General features: G+C 67.9%; 19 protein-coding genes. 11 read left to right on the forward strand and 8 right to left on the reverse strand.

Features of this window, described 5'->3' with window-relative positions; translation table 11 throughout:
- From VGD28_RS13835 to VGD28_RS13855, 5 genes are all read left to right on the forward strand, one after another.
- Positions 1–749, forward strand: a 749-nt coding sequence (locus VGD28_RS13835; RefSeq protein ID WP_331028932.1) for an RQC domain-containing protein, incomplete at its 5' end; no start/stop codon positions are given.
- An 11-nt stretch (positions 750–760) separates the two neighbouring features.
- Positions 761–1,195, forward strand: a complete 435-nt coding sequence (locus VGD28_RS13840) for a TIGR01244 family sulfur transferase (RefSeq protein WP_331028933.1) — start codon at positions 761–763, stop codon at positions 1,193–1,195.
- Positions 1,192–1,590 (forward strand): hypothetical protein, encoded by a 399-nt coding sequence (locus VGD28_RS13845; protein ID WP_331028934.1) that lies wholly within the window; start codon positions 1,192–1,194, stop codon positions 1,588–1,590. The genes VGD28_RS13840 and VGD28_RS13845 overlap by 4 nt, the downstream gene beginning before the upstream one ends.
- 56 nt (positions 1,591–1,646) lie before the next feature.
- Positions 1,647–2,609, forward strand: coding sequence for a sterol desaturase family protein (locus tag VGD28_RS13850; protein WP_331028935.1), 963 nt, complete (start codon positions 1,647–1,649; stop codon positions 2,607–2,609).
- On the forward strand, positions 2,543–4,120 hold the full coding sequence (locus VGD28_RS13855; RefSeq protein WP_331028936.1) for a GMC family oxidoreductase: 1,578 nt from the start codon (positions 2,543–2,545) through the stop codon (positions 4,118–4,120). The genes VGD28_RS13850 and VGD28_RS13855 overlap by 67 nt, the downstream gene beginning before the upstream one ends.
- Before the next feature lie 90 nt (positions 4,121–4,210).
- On the opposite strand, the gene VGD28_RS13860 is transcribed toward VGD28_RS13855, so the two are convergent.
- The 6 genes from VGD28_RS13860 to VGD28_RS13885 all read right to left on the reverse strand — a co-directional run bounded on the left by VGD28_RS13860 (position 4,211) and on the right by VGD28_RS13885 (position 8,869).
- Entirely contained in the window at positions 4,211–5,683 is a 1,473-nt protein-coding gene (locus VGD28_RS13860; RefSeq protein ID WP_414714500.1) for an ammonium transporter, read from the reverse strand.
- A 14-nt stretch (positions 5,684–5,697) separates the two neighbouring features.
- Positions 5,698–6,036: a P-II family nitrogen regulator gene (locus tag VGD28_RS13865; RefSeq protein ID WP_066578278.1), complete on the reverse strand. Its 339-nt coding sequence runs from the start codon at positions 6,034–6,036 to the stop codon at positions 5,698–5,700.
- A 142-nt stretch (positions 6,037–6,178) separates the two neighbouring features.
- The gene (locus VGD28_RS13870; protein ID WP_331028937.1) at positions 6,179–6,382 is read right to left on the reverse strand and encodes a DUF2007 domain-containing protein; all 204 of its coding nucleotides are present in this window, start codon (positions 6,380–6,382) and stop codon (positions 6,179–6,181) included.
- Positions 6,383–7,201 carry an arylamine N-acetyltransferase gene (locus VGD28_RS13875; protein ID WP_331028938.1) on the reverse strand — a complete coding sequence of 273 codons (819 nt, stop codon included), beginning with the start codon at positions 7,199–7,201 and terminating at the stop codon, positions 6,383–6,385.
- Positions 7,198–8,619: a metalloprotease TldD gene (gene tldD / locus VGD28_RS13880; RefSeq protein WP_331028939.1), complete on the reverse strand. Its 1,422-nt coding sequence runs from the start codon at positions 8,617–8,619 to the stop codon at positions 7,198–7,200. The genes VGD28_RS13875 and tldD overlap by 4 nt, the downstream gene beginning before the upstream one ends.
- Positions 8,620–8,638: 19 nt before the next feature.
- Positions 8,639–8,869 (reverse strand): zinc-finger domain-containing protein, encoded by a 231-nt coding sequence (locus tag VGD28_RS13885; RefSeq protein WP_331028940.1) that lies wholly within the window; start codon positions 8,867–8,869, stop codon positions 8,639–8,641.
- An 81-nt stretch (positions 8,870–8,950) separates the two neighbouring features.
- Here VGD28_RS13885 and VGD28_RS13890 point away from each other — a divergent pair, with 81 nt between their 5' ends.
- Positions 8,951–9,877, forward strand: a complete 927-nt coding sequence (locus VGD28_RS13890) for an ABC transporter ATP-binding protein (RefSeq protein ID WP_331028941.1) — start codon at positions 8,951–8,953, stop codon at positions 9,875–9,877.
- 180 nt (positions 9,878–10,057) lie between these two features.
- On the opposite strand, the gene VGD28_RS13895 is transcribed toward VGD28_RS13890, so the two are convergent.
- Complete coding sequence (locus VGD28_RS13895) at positions 10,058–10,966, reverse strand: alpha/beta hydrolase family esterase (protein WP_331028942.1); 909 nt, start codon at positions 10,964–10,966, stop codon at positions 10,058–10,060.
- Between the two features lie 100 nt (positions 10,967–11,066).
- On the opposite strand from VGD28_RS13895, the gene nadB reads away from it, so the two are divergent.
- The 5 genes from nadB (at position 11,067) to VGD28_RS13920 (ending at position 19,255) form a co-directional block, all read left to right on the forward strand.
- On the forward strand, positions 11,067–12,665 hold the full coding sequence (gene nadB, locus VGD28_RS13900) for an L-aspartate oxidase (protein WP_331028943.1): 1,599 nt from the start codon (positions 11,067–11,069) through the stop codon (positions 12,663–12,665).
- Positions 12,666–12,832: 167 nt separating this feature from the next.
- Positions 12,833–13,894, forward strand: coding sequence for a serine hydrolase (locus tag VGD28_RS13905; protein WP_331028944.1), 1,062 nt, complete (start codon positions 12,833–12,835; stop codon positions 13,892–13,894).
- A gap of 55 nt (positions 13,895–13,949) precedes the next feature.
- Positions 13,950–14,651 (forward strand): 2OG-Fe(II) oxygenase, encoded by a 702-nt coding sequence (locus tag VGD28_RS13910; protein WP_331028945.1) that lies wholly within the window; start codon positions 13,950–13,952, stop codon positions 14,649–14,651.
- A gap of 241 nt (positions 14,652–14,892) precedes the next feature.
- Positions 14,893–17,661 carry a DNA polymerase I gene (gene polA / locus VGD28_RS13915; protein ID WP_331028946.1) on the forward strand — a complete coding sequence of 923 codons (2,769 nt, stop codon included), beginning with the start codon at positions 14,893–14,895 and terminating at the stop codon, positions 17,659–17,661.
- A 91-nt stretch (positions 17,662–17,752) separates the two neighbouring features.
- Positions 17,753–19,255, forward strand: coding sequence for a lipopolysaccharide biosynthesis protein (locus tag VGD28_RS13920; RefSeq protein ID WP_414714501.1), 1,503 nt, complete (start codon positions 17,753–17,755; stop codon positions 19,253–19,255).
- 111 nt (positions 19,256–19,366) lie between these two features.
- On the opposite strand, the gene purH is transcribed toward VGD28_RS13920, so the two are convergent.
- On the reverse strand, positions 19,367–20,932 hold the full coding sequence (purH, locus tag VGD28_RS13925) for a bifunctional phosphoribosylaminoimidazolecarboxamide formyltransferase/IMP cyclohydrolase (RefSeq protein ID WP_331028948.1): 1,566 nt from the start codon (positions 20,930–20,932) through the stop codon (positions 19,367–19,369).
- Positions 20,933–21,027 lie beyond the last annotated feature (95 nt).

Raw genomic sequence — 21,027 nt, forward strand, 5'->3', positions numbered from 1 at the left:
AGGTCGAAGCGGCGAGACGGCCGCAGGAGCGTGAGCGGCTCAATGCGCTGGCTGCTTTCGTCGAGGCCGCCACCTGTCGTCGGGCGATCCTGCTACGCCATTTCGGTGAGGACCCGCCCGAGGCTTGCGGCAATTGCGACAAGTGCCTGAACGCGCCGGGCGTGCGTGACGCGACCGAGACGGCGCGCAAGCTGCTCTCCGCGGTCTATCGTACCGGGCAGCGCTTCGGCGTCGGGCATCTGGAGAAGGTGCTGAGCGGCGCGCGCGACGAGCGAATTGAGAAATGGGGCCACGACCGGCTCACGGTGTTCGGGATCGCCGATGCCGAGGACATGGCGCTGGTCAAGCCGGTGGCGCGGGCGTTGCAGGCGCGCGGGGTGCTGGTCGCCAACGAGCATGGCGGGCTGGCGCTGGCCGGCGACGCACGCGCGATCCTGCGCGGCGAGGCCAAGGTCGAGGTGGTGCTCGCCGCCGAGCCGGAGCGCGGCCGCAAGCGCCGCAGCGACGCCGCCGCTTCGCTCGCACCCGAGGATGCGCCGCTGTTTGAAGCCCTCCGCGCCAAGCGCCGCGAGCTCGCCGAGGCAGCGAGCGTGCCGCCCTATGTTATCTTCCACGATTCGGTGCTGCGCGAGATGGCCGCGCGCCGCCCGCAGGATCGCGCCACCCTCGCCACCTTCTCCGGCATCGGCGAGCGCAAGCTGGATGCCTATGGCGACGCCTTCCTCCAGGTGATACGCGAGCAGGCCTGAGGAGATAGTTCATGGCCAGCATCCGCCGCATCAACGATCAGGTCTCGGTCGCCCCGCAACTCGACCCCGCCGATATTGTCGAGGCCGCGCGCGCCGGCTTCACCACCATCGTCAACAACCGGCCTGACGATGAGGAGGCCGGTCAGCCTGCCGGCGAAGCGATCCGTGCCGTCGCCGAGACGCTGAACCTCGCCTATCACGCCATCCCGATCACCCATGCCGGATTCTCGGCCCCGCAGGTCGATGCGATGCGCGCGGTGCTAGCCGACGCTGAAGGGCCGGTGCTCGCCTATTGCCGCTCGGGCACGCGTTCGGCGAACCTGTGGGCACTGGCCGAGGCAAGCCGCGGTGAGCATCCCGCTGGCCTGATCGAGGCGGCGGCGGGCGCGGGCTACGACCTCAACGGCCTTCGCCCGCTGCTCGACCAGCTTTCCGGGAAGGCATGAACTGGTGGCTGGCCGCAGGGTCGCTCGCGGCGGTGTTGGCACTGGCGAGCATTGCCTGGCTGCTCAGGCTTGGCGGCACGCAGAAGCTCGAAAGTGGCGACGACGCCATCGCCCTGGCCGAGGCGCTGAGCAGCGGCTTTGAAGGCAAGGCAGGCGTGGTGTCGGCCAGCGGCGAGCTTGGCGCCGCAGCCGGAGGACCGGGCGACCTCGTGCTGATCGAGCCGATGGGCGCACGGCACCGGGCGCGGCGGATCATGGGCGCGCGCGTCGCGATGCTGAGCGACGGCCAGGGCGGGACCGCGATCACGCTCCAGCTGTCGCCGGAGGAGATGTTCCGGATCACCGTCGCCGATGCCGCCGCGGCGCGCGTCTTCGCGCAGATTCTGGGCGACTGATCGCCCATTGCGCTTTCCTGCCCTGCGCGCTTATTTACAAGCGTGTAAGGAGAGTGATGCCCGACCTGCCCGATCCCGTCGATCTGGCCGTTCCCGCCTTCGTCGCACTGGTGCTGGCGGAGATGCTGGTCGCTCGCCTCAAGGATCGCAGCCGCTATTGCCCGCGCGACACGTTGACCTCGCTGATGCTCGGCTTCGGCAGCACGATCGCGGGAGTCCTCGCCGGGGGGATGGTATTCGGCCTCGCCACCTGGGTGCATCAGTTCCGGCTCTTCGACATCTCCTATGCCTGGTACTGGTTCGTGCTCGCCTTCGTGCTCGACGATCTCGCTTATTACGTCTTCCACCGCTCGGCGCATCGCGTGCGGTGGTTCTGGGCGAGCCATGTCATCCACCATTCGAGCCAGCACTATAATCTGTCGACCGCGCTCAGGCAGACTTGGACCGGCTTCTTCAGCCTCGGCTTCATCTTCCGCCTGCCGTTGTTCCTGATCGGCTTTCCGCCGGCGATGGTGTTCTTCTGCGCCGGTGTGAACCTGGTCTACCAATTCTGGATCCATACCGAGGTGATCGGGCGGATGCCGCGCTGGTTCGAGGCGGTGATGAACACGCCCTCGCACCACCGCGTCCATCACGCGACCAACGCGCGCTATCTCGACAAGAACTATGCGGGGGTGTTCATCGTCTGGGATCGCATGTTCGGGACGTTCGAGCCCGAGCGCGACGATGACCGGCCTCGCTACGGCATCGTCCACAACCTGCCCGACTTCAGCATTTTGCGCGCGGCGTTCCATGAGTGGTGGGGCATCGCCAGGGACGTCTGGGCGGCGCCGGGGATGAGGGCACGGCTCGGCTATATGTTCGGCCCGCCGGGGTGGAGCCACGACGGCAGCCGCGATACATCCGAGAGCATCAAGGCCCGCTGGCTGAAGCGGCAGAAACAGGGGGAGCAGTGGAAGAAGCCGACATCGTCGTCATCGGCGCCGGATCCGGAGGCAGCGCCGCCGCGGGCCGCCTGAGCGAGGACGACAAGTACAAAGTCGCCGTGCTCGAGGCGGGCGGCCGCAACGCCGGTTTCCGCACGCTGATGCCCGGCGCGATCGCGATGCAGACGCCCGCGACCAACTGGTCATACGAAACGGTGCCCCAGCCCGGCCTCAATGGCCGCCGCGGCTATCAGCCGCGCGGCAAGGGCCTGGGCGGATCGAGCGCGATCAATGCGATGCTCTACATCCGCGGGCATCCGTGGGATTACGACAATTGGGAAGCGCTCGGTGCCACCGGCTGGAGCTGGGCCGACGTCCTCCCCGTGTTCAAGCGCAGCGAGACAAACCAGCGCGGCGCGAGCCAGTGGCATGGCGGCGATGGCCCGCTGCAGGTGAGCGACCAGAGCTTCGTCCACCCGGGGAGCCAGGCCTTTGTCGATGCCGCGGCGTCGCTCCAGATCCCGCGCAACGACGATTTCAACGGCGTCCGTCAGGAAGGCGCCGGCATCTATCAAGTGACGCAGAAGGGCGGGGAGCGCTGGACCGCGGCCCGCGGCTATCTGACCCCGCGCGCCAATCTCGAGATCCTGTGCGACACCGCCGTCGAGCGCGTTCTGTTCGAGGACGGCCGCGCCTGGGGAGTCGCCTATTCGCGCGACGGCCAGTCGAAAGTGATCCGCGCGCGCCGCGCGGTAATTCTCGCGGGTGGGGTGTTCGGGACTGCGCAGCTGCTGATGCTTTCGGGCATCGGGCCGGGCGCGCATCTGCAGGAGCACGGGCTGACGGTACGCATCGATCGCGGCGAGGTGGGTGGAAATCTACAGGACCATCTCGACTATGTGGCGGCGTTCGAGACCAAGGGCAGCCTCTTCCTCGGCCGATCGCTGATCGGTTCGCTCAAAGGGCTTGGCGCGATGGCGCGCTGGTTCCGCACCCGCAGCGGACCCATGACGTCACCTTTCGCGGAGGCGGGCGCGTTCCTGCGCACCGATCCCGGCCTTCCCGCGCCCGACATCCAGCTACATTTCCTCGTCGCGATCGTCGAGGATCACGGGCGGGCCAAGGTCAAGGCGCACGGCTATAGCTGCCATGCTTGCGTGCTGCGCCCCGAGAGCCGCGGGACGGTGCGCCTCGGCTCCCCCGATCCCTCCGCGGCGCCGCTGATCGATCCCGGCTTCCTGACCGACCAGCGCGACGTCGACCTGCTGATCAAGGGCGTGCGGGCGATGTACCGCATCCTCGACGCGGAGCCGCTGACGGCGTTCGGCGGGCGCGACCGCTACCCGATCGACCGCAATGACGATGAAGCGCTCGAACGGCTGATCCGCGCACGCGCCGACACCATCTACCATCCCGTCGGGACCGCGCGGATGGGATCGGACGACGCGGCGGTGTGCGACCCCAAGCTGCGGGTACGCGGTGTTGAAGGCCTCTACGTCGCCGACGCGTCGGTGATGCCGCGGCTGATCGGGGGCAATACGAACGCGCCCAGCATCATGATCGGCGAACGCTGCGCCGATTTCATCCGAGCCGATCTGCTCTGAGCAAAAAAGGGCCGGTGGTCTTGCCACCGGCCCAGTCGTCCGCAGGAGGAACGAATTGAGGGGCCGCGCCGCAGCGCAGCCCCGATCTCATCAATAGTTGTAGGCGCGTTCGCCGTGCTCGTTGATGTCCAGACCTTCGGTCTCGACTTCCTTGCTCGGGCGAAGGCCGATCGTGTGCTTGAGCGCGAGGAACAGCACCAGGCTGACCACACCGGTCCACAGCACGGTGGTGCCGACCGCCCAGAGCTGGGTGATCACCTGTCCGACCATGTCGTATTCGCCGGCTTTGGCGACGGGCGCGGTATAGTCGATCCAGCCCTGACCGCCGAGCGCCGGATCGGCGACGATGCCGGTGCCGATCGCACCGACGATGCCGCCCACGCAGTGGATGCCGAACACGTCGAGCGTATCGTCATACTTCAGCTTGTTCTTCACCGTGGTGACGAAGAAGAAGCAGATCGCCGATGCAACCGCGCCGAGCAGGATCGCGGTGCCGGGGTGGGCGAAGCCCGCCGCCGGGGTGATCGCGACCAGGCCGGCGACGACGCCCGAGGCGGCGCCGAGCAGCGACGGCTTCTTGTGGATGACCTGCTCGATCACCGCCCAGGCAACGCCCGCCGCCGCGGTGGCGGTGAAGGTGTTGATGAAGGCCAGCGCGCCGAATGCGTTGGCCTCGAGGCCCGAGCCGGCGTTGAAGCCGAACCAGCCGATCCACAGCAGCGACGCGCCGATCATCGTCATGACCAGCGAGTGGGGCGGCATCGGCTCGCTCTTGTAGCCAAGGCGCGGGCCGATCACGAGGCAGCCGATCAGGCCGGCGATGCCCGCGTTGATGTGGACCACGGTGCCGCCCGCGAAGTCGAGCGCCCCCCAGCCCCACAGCAGGCCGCTGTCGTCCGGCGCCGCATGCAGGAAGTCCGGGCCAGCCCAGTACCAGACCATGTGCGCGATCGGGAAATAGGCGAGCGTCAGCCACGCGACCACGAAGATGATCAGCGGAGTGAACTTCACGCGCTCCGCAAAAGCGCCGACGATCAGCGCCGGCGTGATGCAGGCGAAGGTCATCTGGAAGATCACGAAGATATATTCGGGCAGATAGACCCCGTTGGAGAAGGTCGCTGCGAAGGTGGTCGGATCGACACCGGCGAGGAATGCCTTGTCGAGACCGCCGAACAGCTTCGGGAACGGCGTTCCGGTCGAGGTGAAGGCCATCGAATAACCCCAGGCGAACCACACCAGCGCCGCGACGCAGACGATGGTCAGCACCTGCATCAGCACCGACAACATGTTCTTGGTGCGGACAAGGCCGCCATAGAAAAGCGCGAGCGCCGGGACCGACATCATCAGCACGAAGGCCGACGCGACGAGCATCCAGGCGACATCGCCCTTGTTGACCATTTCGGCCGTGGGCGTGAACGCCGCGGCAGCGGTGGGCGCCGCATCGGTTGCGGCCTCGGCGACGTTGCCCGCCGCTTCCTGTGCCCAGGCGGGCAAAGCCGCGAGCAGCGTGGCACCCACGCCGGCGGCCAGTTTCAAGCCATTCTTCATCGATACCCCCTTCATCGGAGCTCCTGACATCACAGGGCGGTCTGATCGGTCTCGCCGGTGCGGATGCGCACCGCCTGGCCGACGTCGAGCACGAAGATCTTGCCGTCGCCGATCGCGCCGGTGTTGGCAGCGGCCTGGATGGCCTCGACCACGCGGCCGGCGAGATCGCTAGCGCAGACCACCTCGATCTTGATCTTGGGCACCATGTTGGTGCTGTATTCCGCGCCGCGGTAAATCTCGGTCTGGCCCTTCTGGCGGCCAAACCCCTTCACCTCGGTCACGGTCATGCCCGCAACGCCCAGCTCGGTGAGCGCTTCGCGGACGTCATCGAGCTTGAACGGCTTGATGATGGCGATGACGAGTTTCATTCCGCCCCCTTTCGCAGTTGACCGGAAGGCCATCAGCAAAGGGCGTGCCAGAGTCGGAATCGGGAGGAATCCGGCGCAGTTGGCGGCGGCCCGGGGTTACCCAAAGGTAAAAATTGTGCAGCCGCGAAGGATTGCCTAATTTTTAGGCTGCGCCCATCGCTGCCTGCGCAATAAGCAGATCGTCCTCATCGACCATTACCCGCACGGGGATCAGCGCAGCGATGCTGCCCTCCACGATGCTCGATCCGGCATCGAAGGCGATTGCGGGTATGCCTTCGGCTCCGAGCAGGCCGATGATGATATGCGCCTCGGGCGGCGGGTAGCGGCCGAGCTCGACCAGCGCCATTCAGGCGGCAGCCTGGCCGAGCCGCGCCAGCAACGCCGGGCGGTCCGGGACGCGGATGCCGAACTCGCGCTCGATGATCGAGACGATTTGCTCGGAATCCGTCAGGCTGCGGCGCTCGGTCGTGCCGTCGGACGAATGGGTCGCAAACTCGGCGCCGCGCAGGCTGATGCGCCGCCCCGGCAGCGCGCGTGCCAGCGTCAGTCCGTGGCGGAAATGCGAGCTGGGGTGAGTCGAGGTGTACCAGTTGGCTACAGCGTAATCGATCTCATGCTGGGGCGTCTGGTCCAGCCGATAGGTGGTGCGCCAGTCTTCACCAATGCGGATCTGCGCGCGCCATTCCTCACCCCGGCGGACGAAACGGAAGGGCTCGTGCGGCGTGGCCTGCTCGATATCCGGGATCAGATCGAGCGCGGCGGTCGGCACCGCGCTGCCGAAGCCGCTATCGATCAGCACCGGCCCTTCGGCCAGATCGACGCGCAGCACCATGTGCGTGCGTGCGGTGACCGTCTCGGGGTCCAGGTTCCACACCACCCGCCCCGACAGCGGCGTTACCGCGAACCCAATCTCCTCGAGCACCAGCCGCAGCAGCCCGTTCTGCTCGAAGCAATAGCCGCCGCGCCCGCCGCGAACCAACTTCGCGACCAGCGCTTCTGGCGTGAGATCGACGGGGCGATCGAGATAGGGGTCGAGATTCTCGAACGGGATCGCCGCCGGATGATGCGCGGCGATGGCGTTCAACGTCGCACGGTCCGGCGCCACCGGTCCGGACCAGCCGATTCGCGCAAAATAGGCGTCGATATCGGCGCCAGGCAGCGTCACGCCGCGGTGCCGCCCACCGTCAGCCCCTCGACCAGCAGGGTCGGCTGGCCGACGCCCGCGGGCACGCTCTGCCCGCCCTTGCCGCACATGCCGATGCCTTCGTCCAGGGCGAAATCGTTGCCGATCCCGGTCACCTTGGTGAGGCAGGTCGGCCCATCGCCGATCAATGTCGCGCCCTTGATCGGCGCGCCGAGCTTGCCGTCCTCGATCCGGTAGGCCTCGGTGCAGGAGAAGACGAATTTTCCGGATACGATATCGACCTGGCCGCCGCCGAAGCTCTTGGCGAAGATACCTTTCTTGACGCGACTGAGCAGTTCGGCGGGATCATCCTTGCCGCCCTTCATGAAGGTGTTGGTCATGCGCGGCATCGGCGCGTGCTGGAAGCTCTCGCGGCGGCCGTTGCCGGTCGGCTCGACCCCCATCAGCCGCGCGTTGAGCCGGTCCTGCATATAGCCCTTGAGGATGCCATCCTCGATCAGCACGGTCTCGCGCGTCGGCGTGCCCTCGTCGTCGATCGACAGCGAGCCGCGCCGGTCGAGGATCGAGCCGTCGTCGACCACGGTGACCCCCGGCGCCGCGACGCGCTCGCCGATCCGGCCGGAAAAGGCGCTGGTGCCCTTGCGGTTGAAGTCGCCTTCGAGGCCGTGACCGACCGCTTCGTGCAGCAGCACGCCGGGCCAGCCCGGGCCGAGCAGCACGGTCATCTCGCCGGCCGGGGCATCGACCGCTTCGAGATTGACCAGCGCCTGTTTGAGCGCCTCGTCGATCGCGCGATTCCAGGTCGCCGGCTCGAACAGCCGGTCGTAGAGCGCGCGGCCGCCGGTGCCGAAGCTGCCGGTCTCGCGCCGCCCATTCGCCTCGACCACGATCGAGACGTTGAGCCGCACCAGCGGGCGCACATCGGTGGCGACGAAGCCGTCGGGGCGGACGATCTCGACCACGCTCCACGATCCCAGCAGACTCGCCGAGACCTGCACCACGCGCGGATCACGCGCGCGGGCGGCGGCGTCGATCGCCTGGCAGAGGTTCACCTTGTCCGCGAACGGAACCAGATCGAGCGGATCGGCGTCGGTGTAAAGGTGCCGGTTGGTGCGGGCGGGCGGGCCGGCCTTCAGCCCTGCGGCGGGGTCAATCAGCGCCATCGTCTCGCCCGCGCGGCGGATCGCCGCTTCGCTGATCTCGTTGGCATGGGCGAAGGCGGTGGTCTCGCCGCTCACCGCGCGCAGGCCGAAGCCCGAATCGGTGTTGTACGACGCGGTCTTCAATCGCCCGTCGTCGAACCCGAACGCCTCGGACTTGCGATATTGCAGGTAGAGCTCGCCATCCTCGGCCTTGCCGAGAATGCTTGCGGTCAGGCGCTGGGCGGCGTCGGCATCGAAGCCGTCACGATAGAGGAAGCCACGGGGATCGCTGTACATGCGATCCGATATAGTGGCCTCAGACGCTCGCGCCAGCCGGGTGGTCCGGCAATTCGCTCTGGTCCGCGCCATCGGCGGGGCCGCCCGCCAGCACGAAGCGGCGGTCGCAATAGCCGCAATCGACATAGCCATGCTCGTCGATCTCGAGGAACACGCGCGGATGGCCGAGCGCGGCCGGGATGCCAGCATGCGCGCCGTCGCAGGCGACGCGGCGATGGGTGACGCGGGTGACTTCCGGAGGGGCGATCATGGGCGTGCGGTTAGCAAAGACGCGCAAGCGCGGCAATCGTTTCACTTGCCAAGCCGCGACCACGGTTCCAGATCAGCGCGCATGAGCGACGCGGCGATCGAGATCGAGGGCCTTTCCAAGGTCTACCAAGGCGGCAAGCAGGCGCTGGACGACGTCAGCTTCAGCGTGCCGCGCGGGCAGATCTTCGGGCTGCTCGGGCCGAACGGCGCGGGCAAGTCGACGCTGATCAACATCCTCGCCGGCCTGGTCAACAAGACCGGCGGGCGCGCGAGCGTCTGGGGATTCGACATCGACCAGCATCCGCGCAACGCCAAGCGCGCGATCGGCATCGTCAATCAGGAGATATTGTTCGACCCCTTCTTCACCCCGGTCGAGACGCTTGAGATCCAGGCCGGCCTGTACGGCGTGCCCAAGGCCGAGCGCCGATCGCTCGAGCTGCTGCGCGCGGTGCATCTGGAGGACAAGGCGCACGCCTATTCGCGCACCCTGTCGGGGGGCATGAAGCGGCGGCTGATGGTCGCCAAGGCGATGGTCCATTCGCCGCCGGTGCTGGTACTCGACGAGCCGACCGCTGGCGTCGACATCGAGCTTCGCCAGCAGCTCTGGGCCTATGTCCGCATGCTCAACGAGCGCGGCGTGACGGTGGTGCTGACCACCCACTATCTCGAGGAAGCCGAGGAGCTGTGCGACCGGATCGCGATCATCAACCATGGCAGGCTGATCGCCAACGAGCCGACGCGCGAGCTGGTCGGCAAGACGCAGGAGAAGGCGGTCGAGGTCACCGTCGATCGCGACATCGCCGCGGTGCCCGACAATCGCTGCTTCCAGAAGATCGAGGCCAAGGGCGAGCGCACGCTCGTCATCACCTATGCCAAGGACCGGACCAATGCCGGCGAGGTGCTGGGCGCGGTGCAGGCCGCGGGGTTCGGGATCGTTGATGTCTCGACCCGCGAGGCGGACCTGGAGGACGTGTTCCTGAGCCTGACAAGGGCGGCGAACACGGCGTGACGCGGAAGTTTACACTAGCTTGACACTATCGGCGCCGTTTCGCGCTTCGCGGCTGACCGCGCACGGTGTCGATGGATCGGAGAAAGGGCGCCCGAATCTCGCACCGGACCATCCACATATGCCGGATGGGGGCCTGTAGGAAAGTGCTAAATGATGCCGGCGCGGCCGGGCGTGCGCTGCCTAGCGCCGGTGCTGCGACAGGAAGCGCCACATCGCCTCATTGTCGGCGGTCCAGACATGGCCCGCGCCGCGGGTGATGTGGCCAGCGACTTCGGCCCGGACCCGGCATTGCGTATAGAGCTGCTCGTAGCGATCGGCGGCAAGATCCCTGCGTAGCGGCCCGGCGCGGCAGCCGTTAAGCTCGCTCCAGCGCGCCAGCGCGGCATCCATCGTATATTGCCAATAGCCCGCGCCGCCGCCCTGGACCGGGTTGGTGCCGTCCGCGTCGCCGGCAAAGGCGATCACCGGCATCGGCTTGGCGGGGCGGCAAGTCGCCGGATCGGGGCGCTGCGGATCGGCGGCGAGCGGATTGCCGGCGCGCAGCCCCACCACCGGCGCGATCGCCGCGAACCTGTCCGCGGCGACGCAACCCAGCCATGACGTCATCCGCCCGCCGCCCGACAGGCCGGTCGAATAGACGCGCGACCGGTCGGCGCAGCCCTGCGCGGCCAGCCAGTCGATCGCGGCGCGGATGAAGGCGACGTCGTCCGCGTCGCCCGGACCCGGCACCTTGCCGGTCACGGTCGGCACGCCCGGGATGTTCCAGACGAAGCCGCGCTCCAGCGGGATGCCGGCATCGGGCGCGGCGAGCAGGAAGCCGTGGCGGTCGCTGGTCGCCTCCAGCTTCGACTGGGCGAGGATCGCCGCGCCGTCGCCGCCGCTGCCGTGCAGTGCGAACAGCAAGGGCAGCGGCTTCCCCGCGCGATCGCCCGCGGGCACATGGAGCAGCATCGTCCGCCCCGTCTGACCGACCGTCACCCGCTGCGTGGTGCCCGGCGTCCCCAGCGCGCAGCGGGGCGCGGCACTGGCGGCGGGGACGAGCGCGGCGAATGCCAGCAACAAGGCGGGGAGGATCGTGAGGCGACGCATGGCGGGGCTTCTAGCGCGGCGACAAAAGCTTGGCGACCGCGGCGTTTGATTTCGGGCGCGTTTGCCGCATAGCGGGAGCCGCGCGCGAGAGGAGCGACGAGTGGCGAGTGAATCCAGGCAATCCGACGTGCTGATCATCGGCTCGGGCGCGGCGGGGCTGACCGCGGCGATCAACCTGGCCGACCGGTTCAAGGTGACCGTGCTGGCCAAGGGCGCGCTCGACGAGGGATCGACCGCCTGGGCCCAGGGCGGCATCGCAGCGGTGCTCGAGCCCGGCGACACGTTCGAGGCGCATATTGCCGACACGATGATCGCGGGCGCCGGCCTCAACGATCGCGCCACGGTGGAGTTCGTGGTCGGGAACGCGCCTGCTGCGATCGAGCGGCTCGCGCGGCTCGGCGTGCCGTTCAACGTCGATGGCGATGGCGACGGCTGGCACCTGACCCGCGAGGGCGGGCACAGCGCGCGCCGCATCGTCCATGTCGACGACGCGACCGGCTGGGCCGTGCAGGAAGCGCTGATCCGTGCCGCACGCGCGAACCCCAACATCACGCTGGTGCCGGACATGGTCGCGATCGACCTTGCCACCAGCCGGCACGAGGAACGCTATTCGGGCGCGGGCAATGTGTGGGGCGTCTATGCCGTCAACCGCGCCACCGGCCATGTCGAGCTGTTCACCGCCAACGCCACGATCCTCGCGACCGGCGGCGCGGGGCGCACCTATCTCTTCTCCACCGCGCCCAAGGGCGCGACAGGCGACGGCATCGCGATGGCGTGGCGCGCGGGCTGCCGCATCTCCAACATGGAGATGATGCAGTTCCACCCGACCTGCCTCTACAATCTCGAGGTCAAGAACTTCCTGATCACCGAGGCGGTGCGCGGCGAGGGCGGGCGGCTGATCAACCCGCAGACCGGCAAGCGCTTCATGACCTATTACGATGCCGAGCGGATGGAGCTGGCCCCGCGCGACGTGGTGGCGCGCGCGATCGACGCGGAGATCAAGCGCTACGGCCTCGACTATGTCCATCTCGACATCAGCCATATGCCCGCGCAGTTCGTGAAGGGGCATTTCCCCAACATCCATGAGAAGCTGATCGGCCTCGGCATCGACATGACCAAGGGCCCGATCCCGGTGGTGCCCGCGCAGCATTATACCTGCGGCGGGGTGGTCATCGATCTCGACGGGCGGACCGACCTGCCCGGCCTCTATGCCGCGGGCGAATGCACCGAGAGCGGGCTGCACGGCGCCAACCGCCTGGCCAGCAACTCGCTGCTCGAATGTTTCGTGTTCGGCGAGGCGGCGGCGAAGCATATCGCGGCGAACTGGGACAAGCTGCCCCCGCCCCCCGCGATCCGGCCGTGGGACGAGAGCCGCGTCACCGATTCCGACGAGGAAGTGGTGATCAAGCAGAACTGGACCGAGATCCGCCGCTTCATGTGGAACTATGTCGGCATCGTGCGCACGACCAAGCGGCTCGAGCGCGCCGCGCACCGCATCAAGATGCTGAACGACGAGGTCGCCGACTATTATGGCCATTTCCGCGTGACGCCGGACCTGATCGAGCTGCGCAACCTGCTGCAGGCGGCCGAGCTGATCGTGCGGTCCGCGCTCCACCGGCATGAAAGCCGCGGATTGCACTATACGCTCGACTATCCCGAAACCGCGGCGCAAGCGATCGACACGGTGCTGGTTCCCTAAGTCCTTACCGTCATGTTCACGCTTTGCCGCCATATTCGCGGCATTCGTCGCAGCTTCGCATCAAAGCGCTTGAACCGGACCGGCCCGAAGCGACATGATCACATTGGGCAAGGGGCGTTGGTAGCGTGTTGGTAATTCAGGATTTCACAGGTCTTCAACGGGCGTTGATGCTGGGCGGGATTGCGCCTGCATTGCTGGTCGGCGCCGCGGTGCATTCCCAGGACGGGCCGCAGAACCTTGTGCCGCCCAGCTATCGCGTCACGATCGGCGTGCCGCCTGCGCCACGGCCTTTCCCGGTATCCCCCGCCCCCGCCCCGCTCCAGAGCAATATCGCCGCGCTGACGCGCAATTTCGGCGGCGTGGTCGGCGTGTCGGTGCGCAGCCTCGACGACGGGTGGCAGATCGACGCCAACGGCACGCGCCGGATGCCGCAGCAGAGCGTGAGCAAATTGTGGGTCGCGATGACGGTGCTCGATGCACGCGATCGCGGCAAGCTGACGCTCGACGATCCGGTGACCCTGACGCGCGAGAATTTGACCGTGTTCCACCAGCCGATCGCGGCTTTGGTGGCCAAGAACGGCGTCTATCGCACGACGGTGCGCGAGCTGCTGCTGCGCGCGATGCAGCAGAGCGACAACACCGCCAACGACCGGCTGCTTCACCTGGTCGGCGGTCCCGAAGCGGTGCGGGCCATGATCCGTGACAAGGGGCTGGGCGATATCCGCTTCGGCCCGGGCGAGCGGTTGCTGCAGGCGGGGACTGCCGGCCTTGCCTGGAAGCCCGAATATTCGATGGGCCGCGCCTTCCAGCAGGCGCGCGCCGCGCTGTCGCCGGCCGTGCGGCGCGCGGCGTTCAACGCCTATGTCGCCGATCCGGTCGATGGCGCCGCCCCGGCGGCGATCGCGCTGGCGCTGGCGCGGCTCAAGGCCGGCGAGATCCTCTCGCCTTCCTCCACCCGCTGGCTGATGACCGTGATGGAAGCCTCGCGCACCGGGAAATACCGGCTGCGCGGCGCAGTGCCGCCGGGCTGGAGCTTCGGGCACAAGACCGGCACCGGACAGGATCTGGGCGGGCGCACGGCGGGCTATAACGATGTCGGCATCCTCACCGCGCCGGACGGCAAGGCCTATTCGATCGCGGTGATGATCGGCGACACGCCGCGCCCGATCAAGGAGCGCCAGGAGCTGATGCAGGGCGTGGTCGCCGCGATCGTCGCCAACCACCGCTGAATTCGAGCGCAAGCACCGGGAAGCCTGAAGCGCTGCCGCCCGCTAGGCGCCGGGCATGACCTGCACCCCCGCCCGCCACGACTGGATCGCCATCGAAGCCGCGCTCGACCGCGAAGGCTGGGCCGTGCTGCCCGGCCTGCTCGCGCCCGGCACCTGCGCGACTCTCGCCGCACTCTATGACGCGGATGCGCCGTTCCGCAGCACGGTGACGATGGCGCGGCACGGCTTCGGGCGGGGCGAGTATCGCTACTTCGCCTATCCGCTGCCGCCGCTGGTGTCGGCGCTGCGGAGCGCGCTCTATCCGCATCTCGCGGGGATCGCGAACCGCTGGCAGGCGCGGATGGGATTGGATCGCCGCTTCCCCGCGGCGCATGACGCGTTCCTGGCCGAATGCCATGCCGGTGGCCAGACGCGCCCGACGCCGCTGCTGCTGCGCTACGGCCCCGGCGACTATAACTGCCTGCATCAGGACCTGTATGGCGAGCATGTCTTCCCGCTCCAGGTCGCAGTGCTGCTCTCGGCGCCGGACGAGGAGTTCGAGGGCGGGGAGCTGGTGCTGACCGAGCAGCGCCCGCGGATGCAGTCGCGCGCGGCGGTGGTGCCGCTGGCTCAGGGCGACGCGGTGGTGTTCGCGGTCAACCAGCGGCCGGTGCGCGGCAGCCGCGGCGACTATCGCGTGACGATGCGGCATGGCGTCAGCACGATCCGGCGCGGGCAGCGGCACACGCTCGGCATCATCTTCCACGACGCGAAATAGGGTCCAGGGGCAATTGGATTTTCAATCCTCCCCCGCTAGGGGGAGGTGTCAGCGAAGCTGACGGAGGGGGCGGGCGGCGAAACATCGGCGGCTCGTGTCCTCCCCCTCCGTCGCGCTTCGCGCGCCACCTCCCCCTGGCGGGGGAGGATTTTTGACTCCCGCAGGTCGAGCCTGGTCCGCATATCGCCACCGCACCGCAAAACAGTTTGTCCACCCGCCGGCATGGGCTATCCCGTCGCCCATGCCCCATCTCTATCTCGTCGACGGCTCCGGCTACATCTTCCGCGCCTATCACCGGCTGCCGCCGCTCACCAACAAGCATGGCGAGCCGGTCGGCGCGGTCTATGGCTATACGACGATGCTGTGGAAGCTCGCCGACGAGCTCAACAAGGCCGATGGGCCGACGCACATGGCGGTGATCCTCGACAAGAGCGAGCATACCTTCCGCAACGAGCTGTACGACCAGTACAAGGCGCACCGCCCGCCCGCGCCCGAGGATCTCATCCCCCAGTTCCCGATGATCCGCGACGCGACGCGCGCCTTCAGCCTGCCGTGCATCGAGGAGCTGGGCTGGGAAGCCGACGACCTGATCGCAAGCTATACCAAGGCGGCGCTGGCACAGGGCTGGCAGGTTACCATCGTCAGCTCCGACAAGGACCTGATGCAGCTGATGACCGATCCCTCGGTCGATATGCTCGACACGATGAACAACCGCCGGCTGGGGCCGGAGGCGACGTTCGAGAAGTTCGGCGTCTATCCCGACAAGCTCGGCGAGGTGCTGGCGCTGATGGGCGACAGCGTCGACAACGTCCCCGGGGTCAAGGGCATCGGCCCCAAGACCGCGGCCAAGCTGATCCAGGAATTCGGCACGGTCGAGGGGGTGCTGGAAGCCGCACCGTCGATGAAGCCATCCAAGATGCGCGACAATCTGATCGAATATGCCGACATGGCGCGCCTGTCGCGCAAGCTGGTCGAGCTGTCGTGCGACGTGCCGCTGCCCGACCCGCTCGAGGAGCTGGAACTCAAGGGCATCCCCGACGCGCCGCTGCGCGCATTCCTCGAGCATCACGGATTCAAGACGCTGCTGTCGCGGCTCGGCAATGCCGGCACCAGCGTCGCCGACGCGCCGGTCGAGAGTCCCGAGCCGGTGCCGCTGCCCGACGATCCGCCGTGCGATCACGACAATTACGAGACCGTGGTCGACGAAGCGGCGCTCGACCGCTGGATCATCGCCGCCAGGCATCAGGGCTGGGTCGCGATCGACACCGAGACGACCGGAGTCGACGCCACCCGCGCCGAGCTGGTCGGCGTGAGCATGGCGCTTCACCCCAACCTCGCCTGCTACATCCCCGTCGGCCATGGCGGCACCGACATGTTCGCAGAGAAGCCGGTTCAGCTCGATCGCGGCCAAGTGATCGCCAAATTGAAGCCGCTGCTCGAGGACCCGGCGGTGCTCAAGATCGGGCACAACATCAAATACGACCTGATCGTGCTGTCGCGCGCAGGGATCGACGTCGCGCCCTATGACGACACGATCGTGATGAGCTTCGACCTCGATGCGGGCCTGCACGGGCATGGCATGGACGAGCTGGCCGCGACGCACCTGTCGCACAGCTGCATCGCGTACAAGGACGTGGTCGGCACGGGGAAGAAGCAGCTGGGCTTCCAGGAAGTCGATCTGAAAGCCGCCACCCGCTATGCCGCCGAAGATGCCGACGTCACGCTGCGGCTGTGGCGCCGCCTCAAGCCGCGCCTGCCGTTCGAGGGCGCGACGCGCGTCTATGAAATGGTCGACCGGCCGCTCGCCCGGGTGATCGCCGACATGGAGATCGCCGGGGTCAAGGTCGATGCCGGCGTGCTGGCCAGGCTCTCCGACGACTTCTCGAAGCAGATCGCGAGCCTCGAGGAGGAGATCCACGGCATCGCCGGGTTCAAGTTCACCATCGGCAGCCCCAAGCAGCTGGGCGACGTGCTGTTCGACAAGATGGGGATCAAGGGCGGACGCAAGGGCAAGTCGGGGGTCTATTCGACCGACGTCAACGAGCTCGAGCGGATCGCCGCGGACAAGGACTCCCCGGGGCGGGAGATGGTGGTGAAGGTGCTCGACTGGCGCCAGCTGACCAAGCTCAAATCCACCTATACCGACGCGCTGCAGGCGCAGATCAACCCGGCGACGGGCCGCGTGCACACCAGCTATTCGCTGACCGGCGCGCAGACCGGGCGCCTCTCCTCGACCGATCCCAATCTCCAGAACATCCCGGTGCGCACCGAGGTCGGGCGGCAGATCCGTGATGCCTTCGTCGCCGAGCCGGGCAACGTCATCCTCTCCGCCGACTATTCGCAGATCGAGCTGCGCCTCGCCGCGCACATCGCCGACGTGCCGCAGCTGCGCGAGGCGTTCGAGCGCGGCGACGACATCCACAACATGACCGCGACCGAGCTGTTCGGCGAGGTCAACCGCGACACGCGCGGCCGTGCCAAGACGATCAACTTCGCGATCCTCTACGGCATCTCGCGCTGGGGCCTGGCGGGCCGGCTCGACGTGACGCCGGACGAGGCGCAGGCGATGATCGACCGCTATTTCGAGCGCTTCCCCGGGATCAGCCGCTACATCGCCGACACGCTCAACGACGCCAAGGCGCGCGGCTATACCGAGACCTTGTTCGGCCGGAAGACGCACTTCCCGCGCCTCAAGTCCGCGACCCAGCATGAGCGCGCGGGCAGCGAGCGCGCCGCGATCAACGCGCCGATCCAGGGCACCAGCGCCGACATCATCAAGCGCGCGATGGCGCGGATGGGGCCGGCGCTGCGGGAAGCGGGGCTGCACGACGTCCGGATGCTGATGCAGGTGCATGACGAATTGGTGTTCGAGCTGCCCGCGGGCGACGTGGACGCGGCGACCTCGGTGATCCGGCACGTGATGGAGACCGCAGCCGAGCCGGCGGTCAAGCTGACCGTGCCGCTGGGTGTCGAGATCGGCACGGGTCCGAGCTGGGGCGCGGCGCATTGACGGTGGAAATTCCGTTCGTTTCGGGCGAAACCGGTAGCAGCATGGGGAGAGGAGAAACTTCGCGACGCGGCGTTGCGCGCTCGAACGGAGCATGCGCGTGACCTCCGACGCGCGCCCTGCGACTTCCGACGACATCGCCGCGCTCGCCAAGGGCGGGCGCACCAACATCCTCGGGTTCGTCCTGCGGCTCGCCGCGCGGCTGCCCTTCCTGTTCATCGCCGGCCGCCTGTACGGCCCGGAGATCGTCGGGCGCTTCGCGCTCGCGGTCGTGGTGGTCGAGCTGGCGGCGCTGCTCGCGACGCTCGGCCTCAAGCGCGGGCTGGCGCAGGCGCTGGCTTCGACCGACCGTCCGCACAGCCATGTCGTGTGGGACGGGATGGTCGTCGCGCTGGTGGTATCGATGATCACCAGCGCGGTGCTCTTCACCTTCCCGCAGATCATGTACGCCAACAGCCGGGTGACGGGGCTCGAGGGGCTGCTGCCGGTGATCGTCTTCGCGATCGCCTGGTCCGATGTCAGCCTCGCGGCGCTCGCCTATCGCGGCAACGTGAAGGCGGCGGTGACCGCGCGCGCGATCGTCGAGCCGTGGACGATCAGCATCGCCGCCTGGGCGCTCTACTACGCCTCGCCGCGCGACGGCCTGATCATCGCCTATGTCCTGTCGATGGCGGCCGCATTGATCGCCAGCCTGATCCCCTTCATCCGCAGCTATGGCCTGCCGCACGGCTGGTCGCCGCATGTGACGCCATTGCTTCAGCTCGCGCGGCGCAACGTGCCGCTGGCGGGGGCGGACGCGATCGAATGGGGCACGAGGAACATCGACCGCTTCATCCTCGGCCTGCTGTTCCCGCCGGCGATCGTCGGCATCTACTATATGGCGCAGCAGGTCGCCTCGATCCCGCAGAAGCTCAAGACCAGCTTCGACCCGATCCTGGGGCCGGTGATCGCGCGCAACCTGGCGGCCGGGAATCGCGCCGCGATCGCGCATCAGGTCAAGCAGGTCGCCTTCTGGATCATCACCGCGCAGGCCGCGCTGCTGCTGATGGGCGGGATACCGGCGGAGGGCGTGATGGGCGTGGTCGGCCCGCAATTCGTCGCCGGTGCCGGCGCGCTGTGCTTCCTGCTCGCCGCCGAAATGTTCGCTTCGCCGGGCGCAGTCGCCGAAGCGGGCCTCGTCTACATGGCGCGGCACCGCAATCTGATGGTTTCGATGCTGCTGCTCGGTTTCCAGGCGGCGCTGAGCTTCGCGCTGGTCTTCATCATGCGCGACCTAGGCTGGGACGTGAACCATCAGGCGGCCGGGCCAGCAGTGGCGCTCGCCGTCACGCTGGCGCTCGGCTCGACCATCAAATGCTGGATGCTGTCGCGCATGACCAGGGCATCGGTGTTCAGCCTGCGTCCCGGCTTCGTCGCCGCGGTCGCTGCGGGCGGGCTGGTCGGCTGGGGGTTCACCTCGCTTCCCCACCACCTCGAATGGGTCGAGCTGTCGATCGGCATCCCGGCGATCTTCGCCGTCTATTTCGCCGTGATCGGGAAATGGGCGTTCGGCGAGGAAGACCGCAAGCTGTTCAAGAAGCTGCCCAAGGAAAGCTGACCGTCACGCCAGCAAAAGCCGGGGCCTTCGTCCGCGGGCGCATTGCATGCGGCGCGAGGCCCCAACGCTGGCTTACGCCGCTCTTCCGGTCGCTGGGGTGACGATGGCAAGTCAGTGCCGGAAATGCCGCATTCCGGTGAACACCATCGCCAGGCCGGCTTCGTCTGCAGCGGCGATCACCTCGTCGTCGCGGATCGAGCCGCCGGGCTGGATCACCGCCGTGGCGCCGGCCTCGACCGCTGCGAGCAGGCCGTCGGCAAAGGGGAAGAAGGCGTCGGAGGCGACCGCCGAGCCGATCGTGCGCGGCTGTGACCAGCCGGCCTTGTCGGCCGCGTCCTTCGCCTTCCATGCGGCGATGCGCGCGGATTCGAGCCGGTTCATCTGCCCCGCGCCGATGCCCGCCGTGCTGCCGCCTTTGGCATAGACGATCGCGTTCGACTTGACGTGCTTGGCGACGGTCCAGGCGAAGCGGCAATCGGCCAGTTCCTGCGCCGTCGGCGCGCGCTTCGTCACCACCTTGAGCTCGCCGAGCTGGCCCCCGTCGCGCGACTGGACCAGCGCGCCGCCCGCGATCGTCTTGAGCATCAGTCCGGGTCGCGCGGGATCGGGCAGCGCATCGCAGATCAGCAGGCGCAGATTCTTCTTGGCCGCGAAGATCGCCTTCGCCTCGTCGCTCGCGCCCGGCGCGACCACGACCTCGGTGAAGATCTCGGTGATCGCCTTCGCCGTCTCGGCATCGAGCGGGCGGTTGAGCGCGATGATCCCGCCGAACGCCGATACCGAATCGCAGGCGAGCGCGGCCTTGTACGCCTCTACCAGCGTATCCGCAGTGGCGACGCCACAGGGATTGGCGTGCTTGACGATCACCACGGTCGGCGGGCCGTCGCGGAATTCGCTGACCAGCTCGAGCGCGGCATCGGCGTCGTTGTAATTGTTGTAGCTCAGCTCCTTGCCCTGGAGCTGCTCGGCCTGCGCGATGCCCGAAGCGGCAGGGCCGGCGGGAAGGTAGAGCGCAGCCGACTGGTGCGGGTTCTCGCCATAGCGCAGCGCCTCGCCGCGCTTGAAGACGAGCGGGAGGGTCGCCGGGAAGCGCTCGCCCTGGTCGGCGAAAGCGAACCAGTTAGCGATGGCAGCGTCATATTGCGCGGTCAGCGCATAAGCCTTGGCGGCAAAGCGGCGGCGGTCCTCGAGGCTGGTCTCCCCTTTGGCGACCACGTCATAGTCGGCCGGATCGGTGACGATCGCGACATAGGCGTGGTTCTTGGCGGCCGAGCGCACCATCGACGGGCCGCCGATATCGATATTCTCGATGATCTCTTCGCGGCTCGCGCCCTTCGCCACGGTCTGGGCGAAGGGATAGAGATTGACGACCACCAGATCGATCATGCCGATCGCATGTTCACCAGCCGAGGCCATGTGCCCGGCATCGTCGCGCACCGCGAGCAGGCCGCCATGCACCACGGGATGCAGCGTCTTGACGCGGCCGTCCATCATCTCGGGAAAGCCGGTGAGGTCGGAAATGTCGCGCACCTCCAGCCCCGCGTCGCGCAGCGCCCTGGCGGTGCCCCCGGTGGAGACCAGCTCGACTCCCCTGGCGGCGAGCGCGGTCCCGAGTTCGACGATGCCGGTCTTGTCGGAGACCGAGAGGAGGGCGCGGCGGATGGGGATGCTGGTCATGGGCGGGGCTTTAGTGTGCGGAGCTTGCGCTGCAAGCCCCGAGTTGCGGCACCGGCCCGCCCGATGCCGCCGGTTCAGCCTCGCTGGGCCGCCAA

Source organism: Sphingomonas sp., from assembly GCF_036402235.1.
Classification (GTDB): Bacteria; Pseudomonadota; Alphaproteobacteria; order Sphingomonadales; family Sphingomonadaceae; genus Sphingomonas.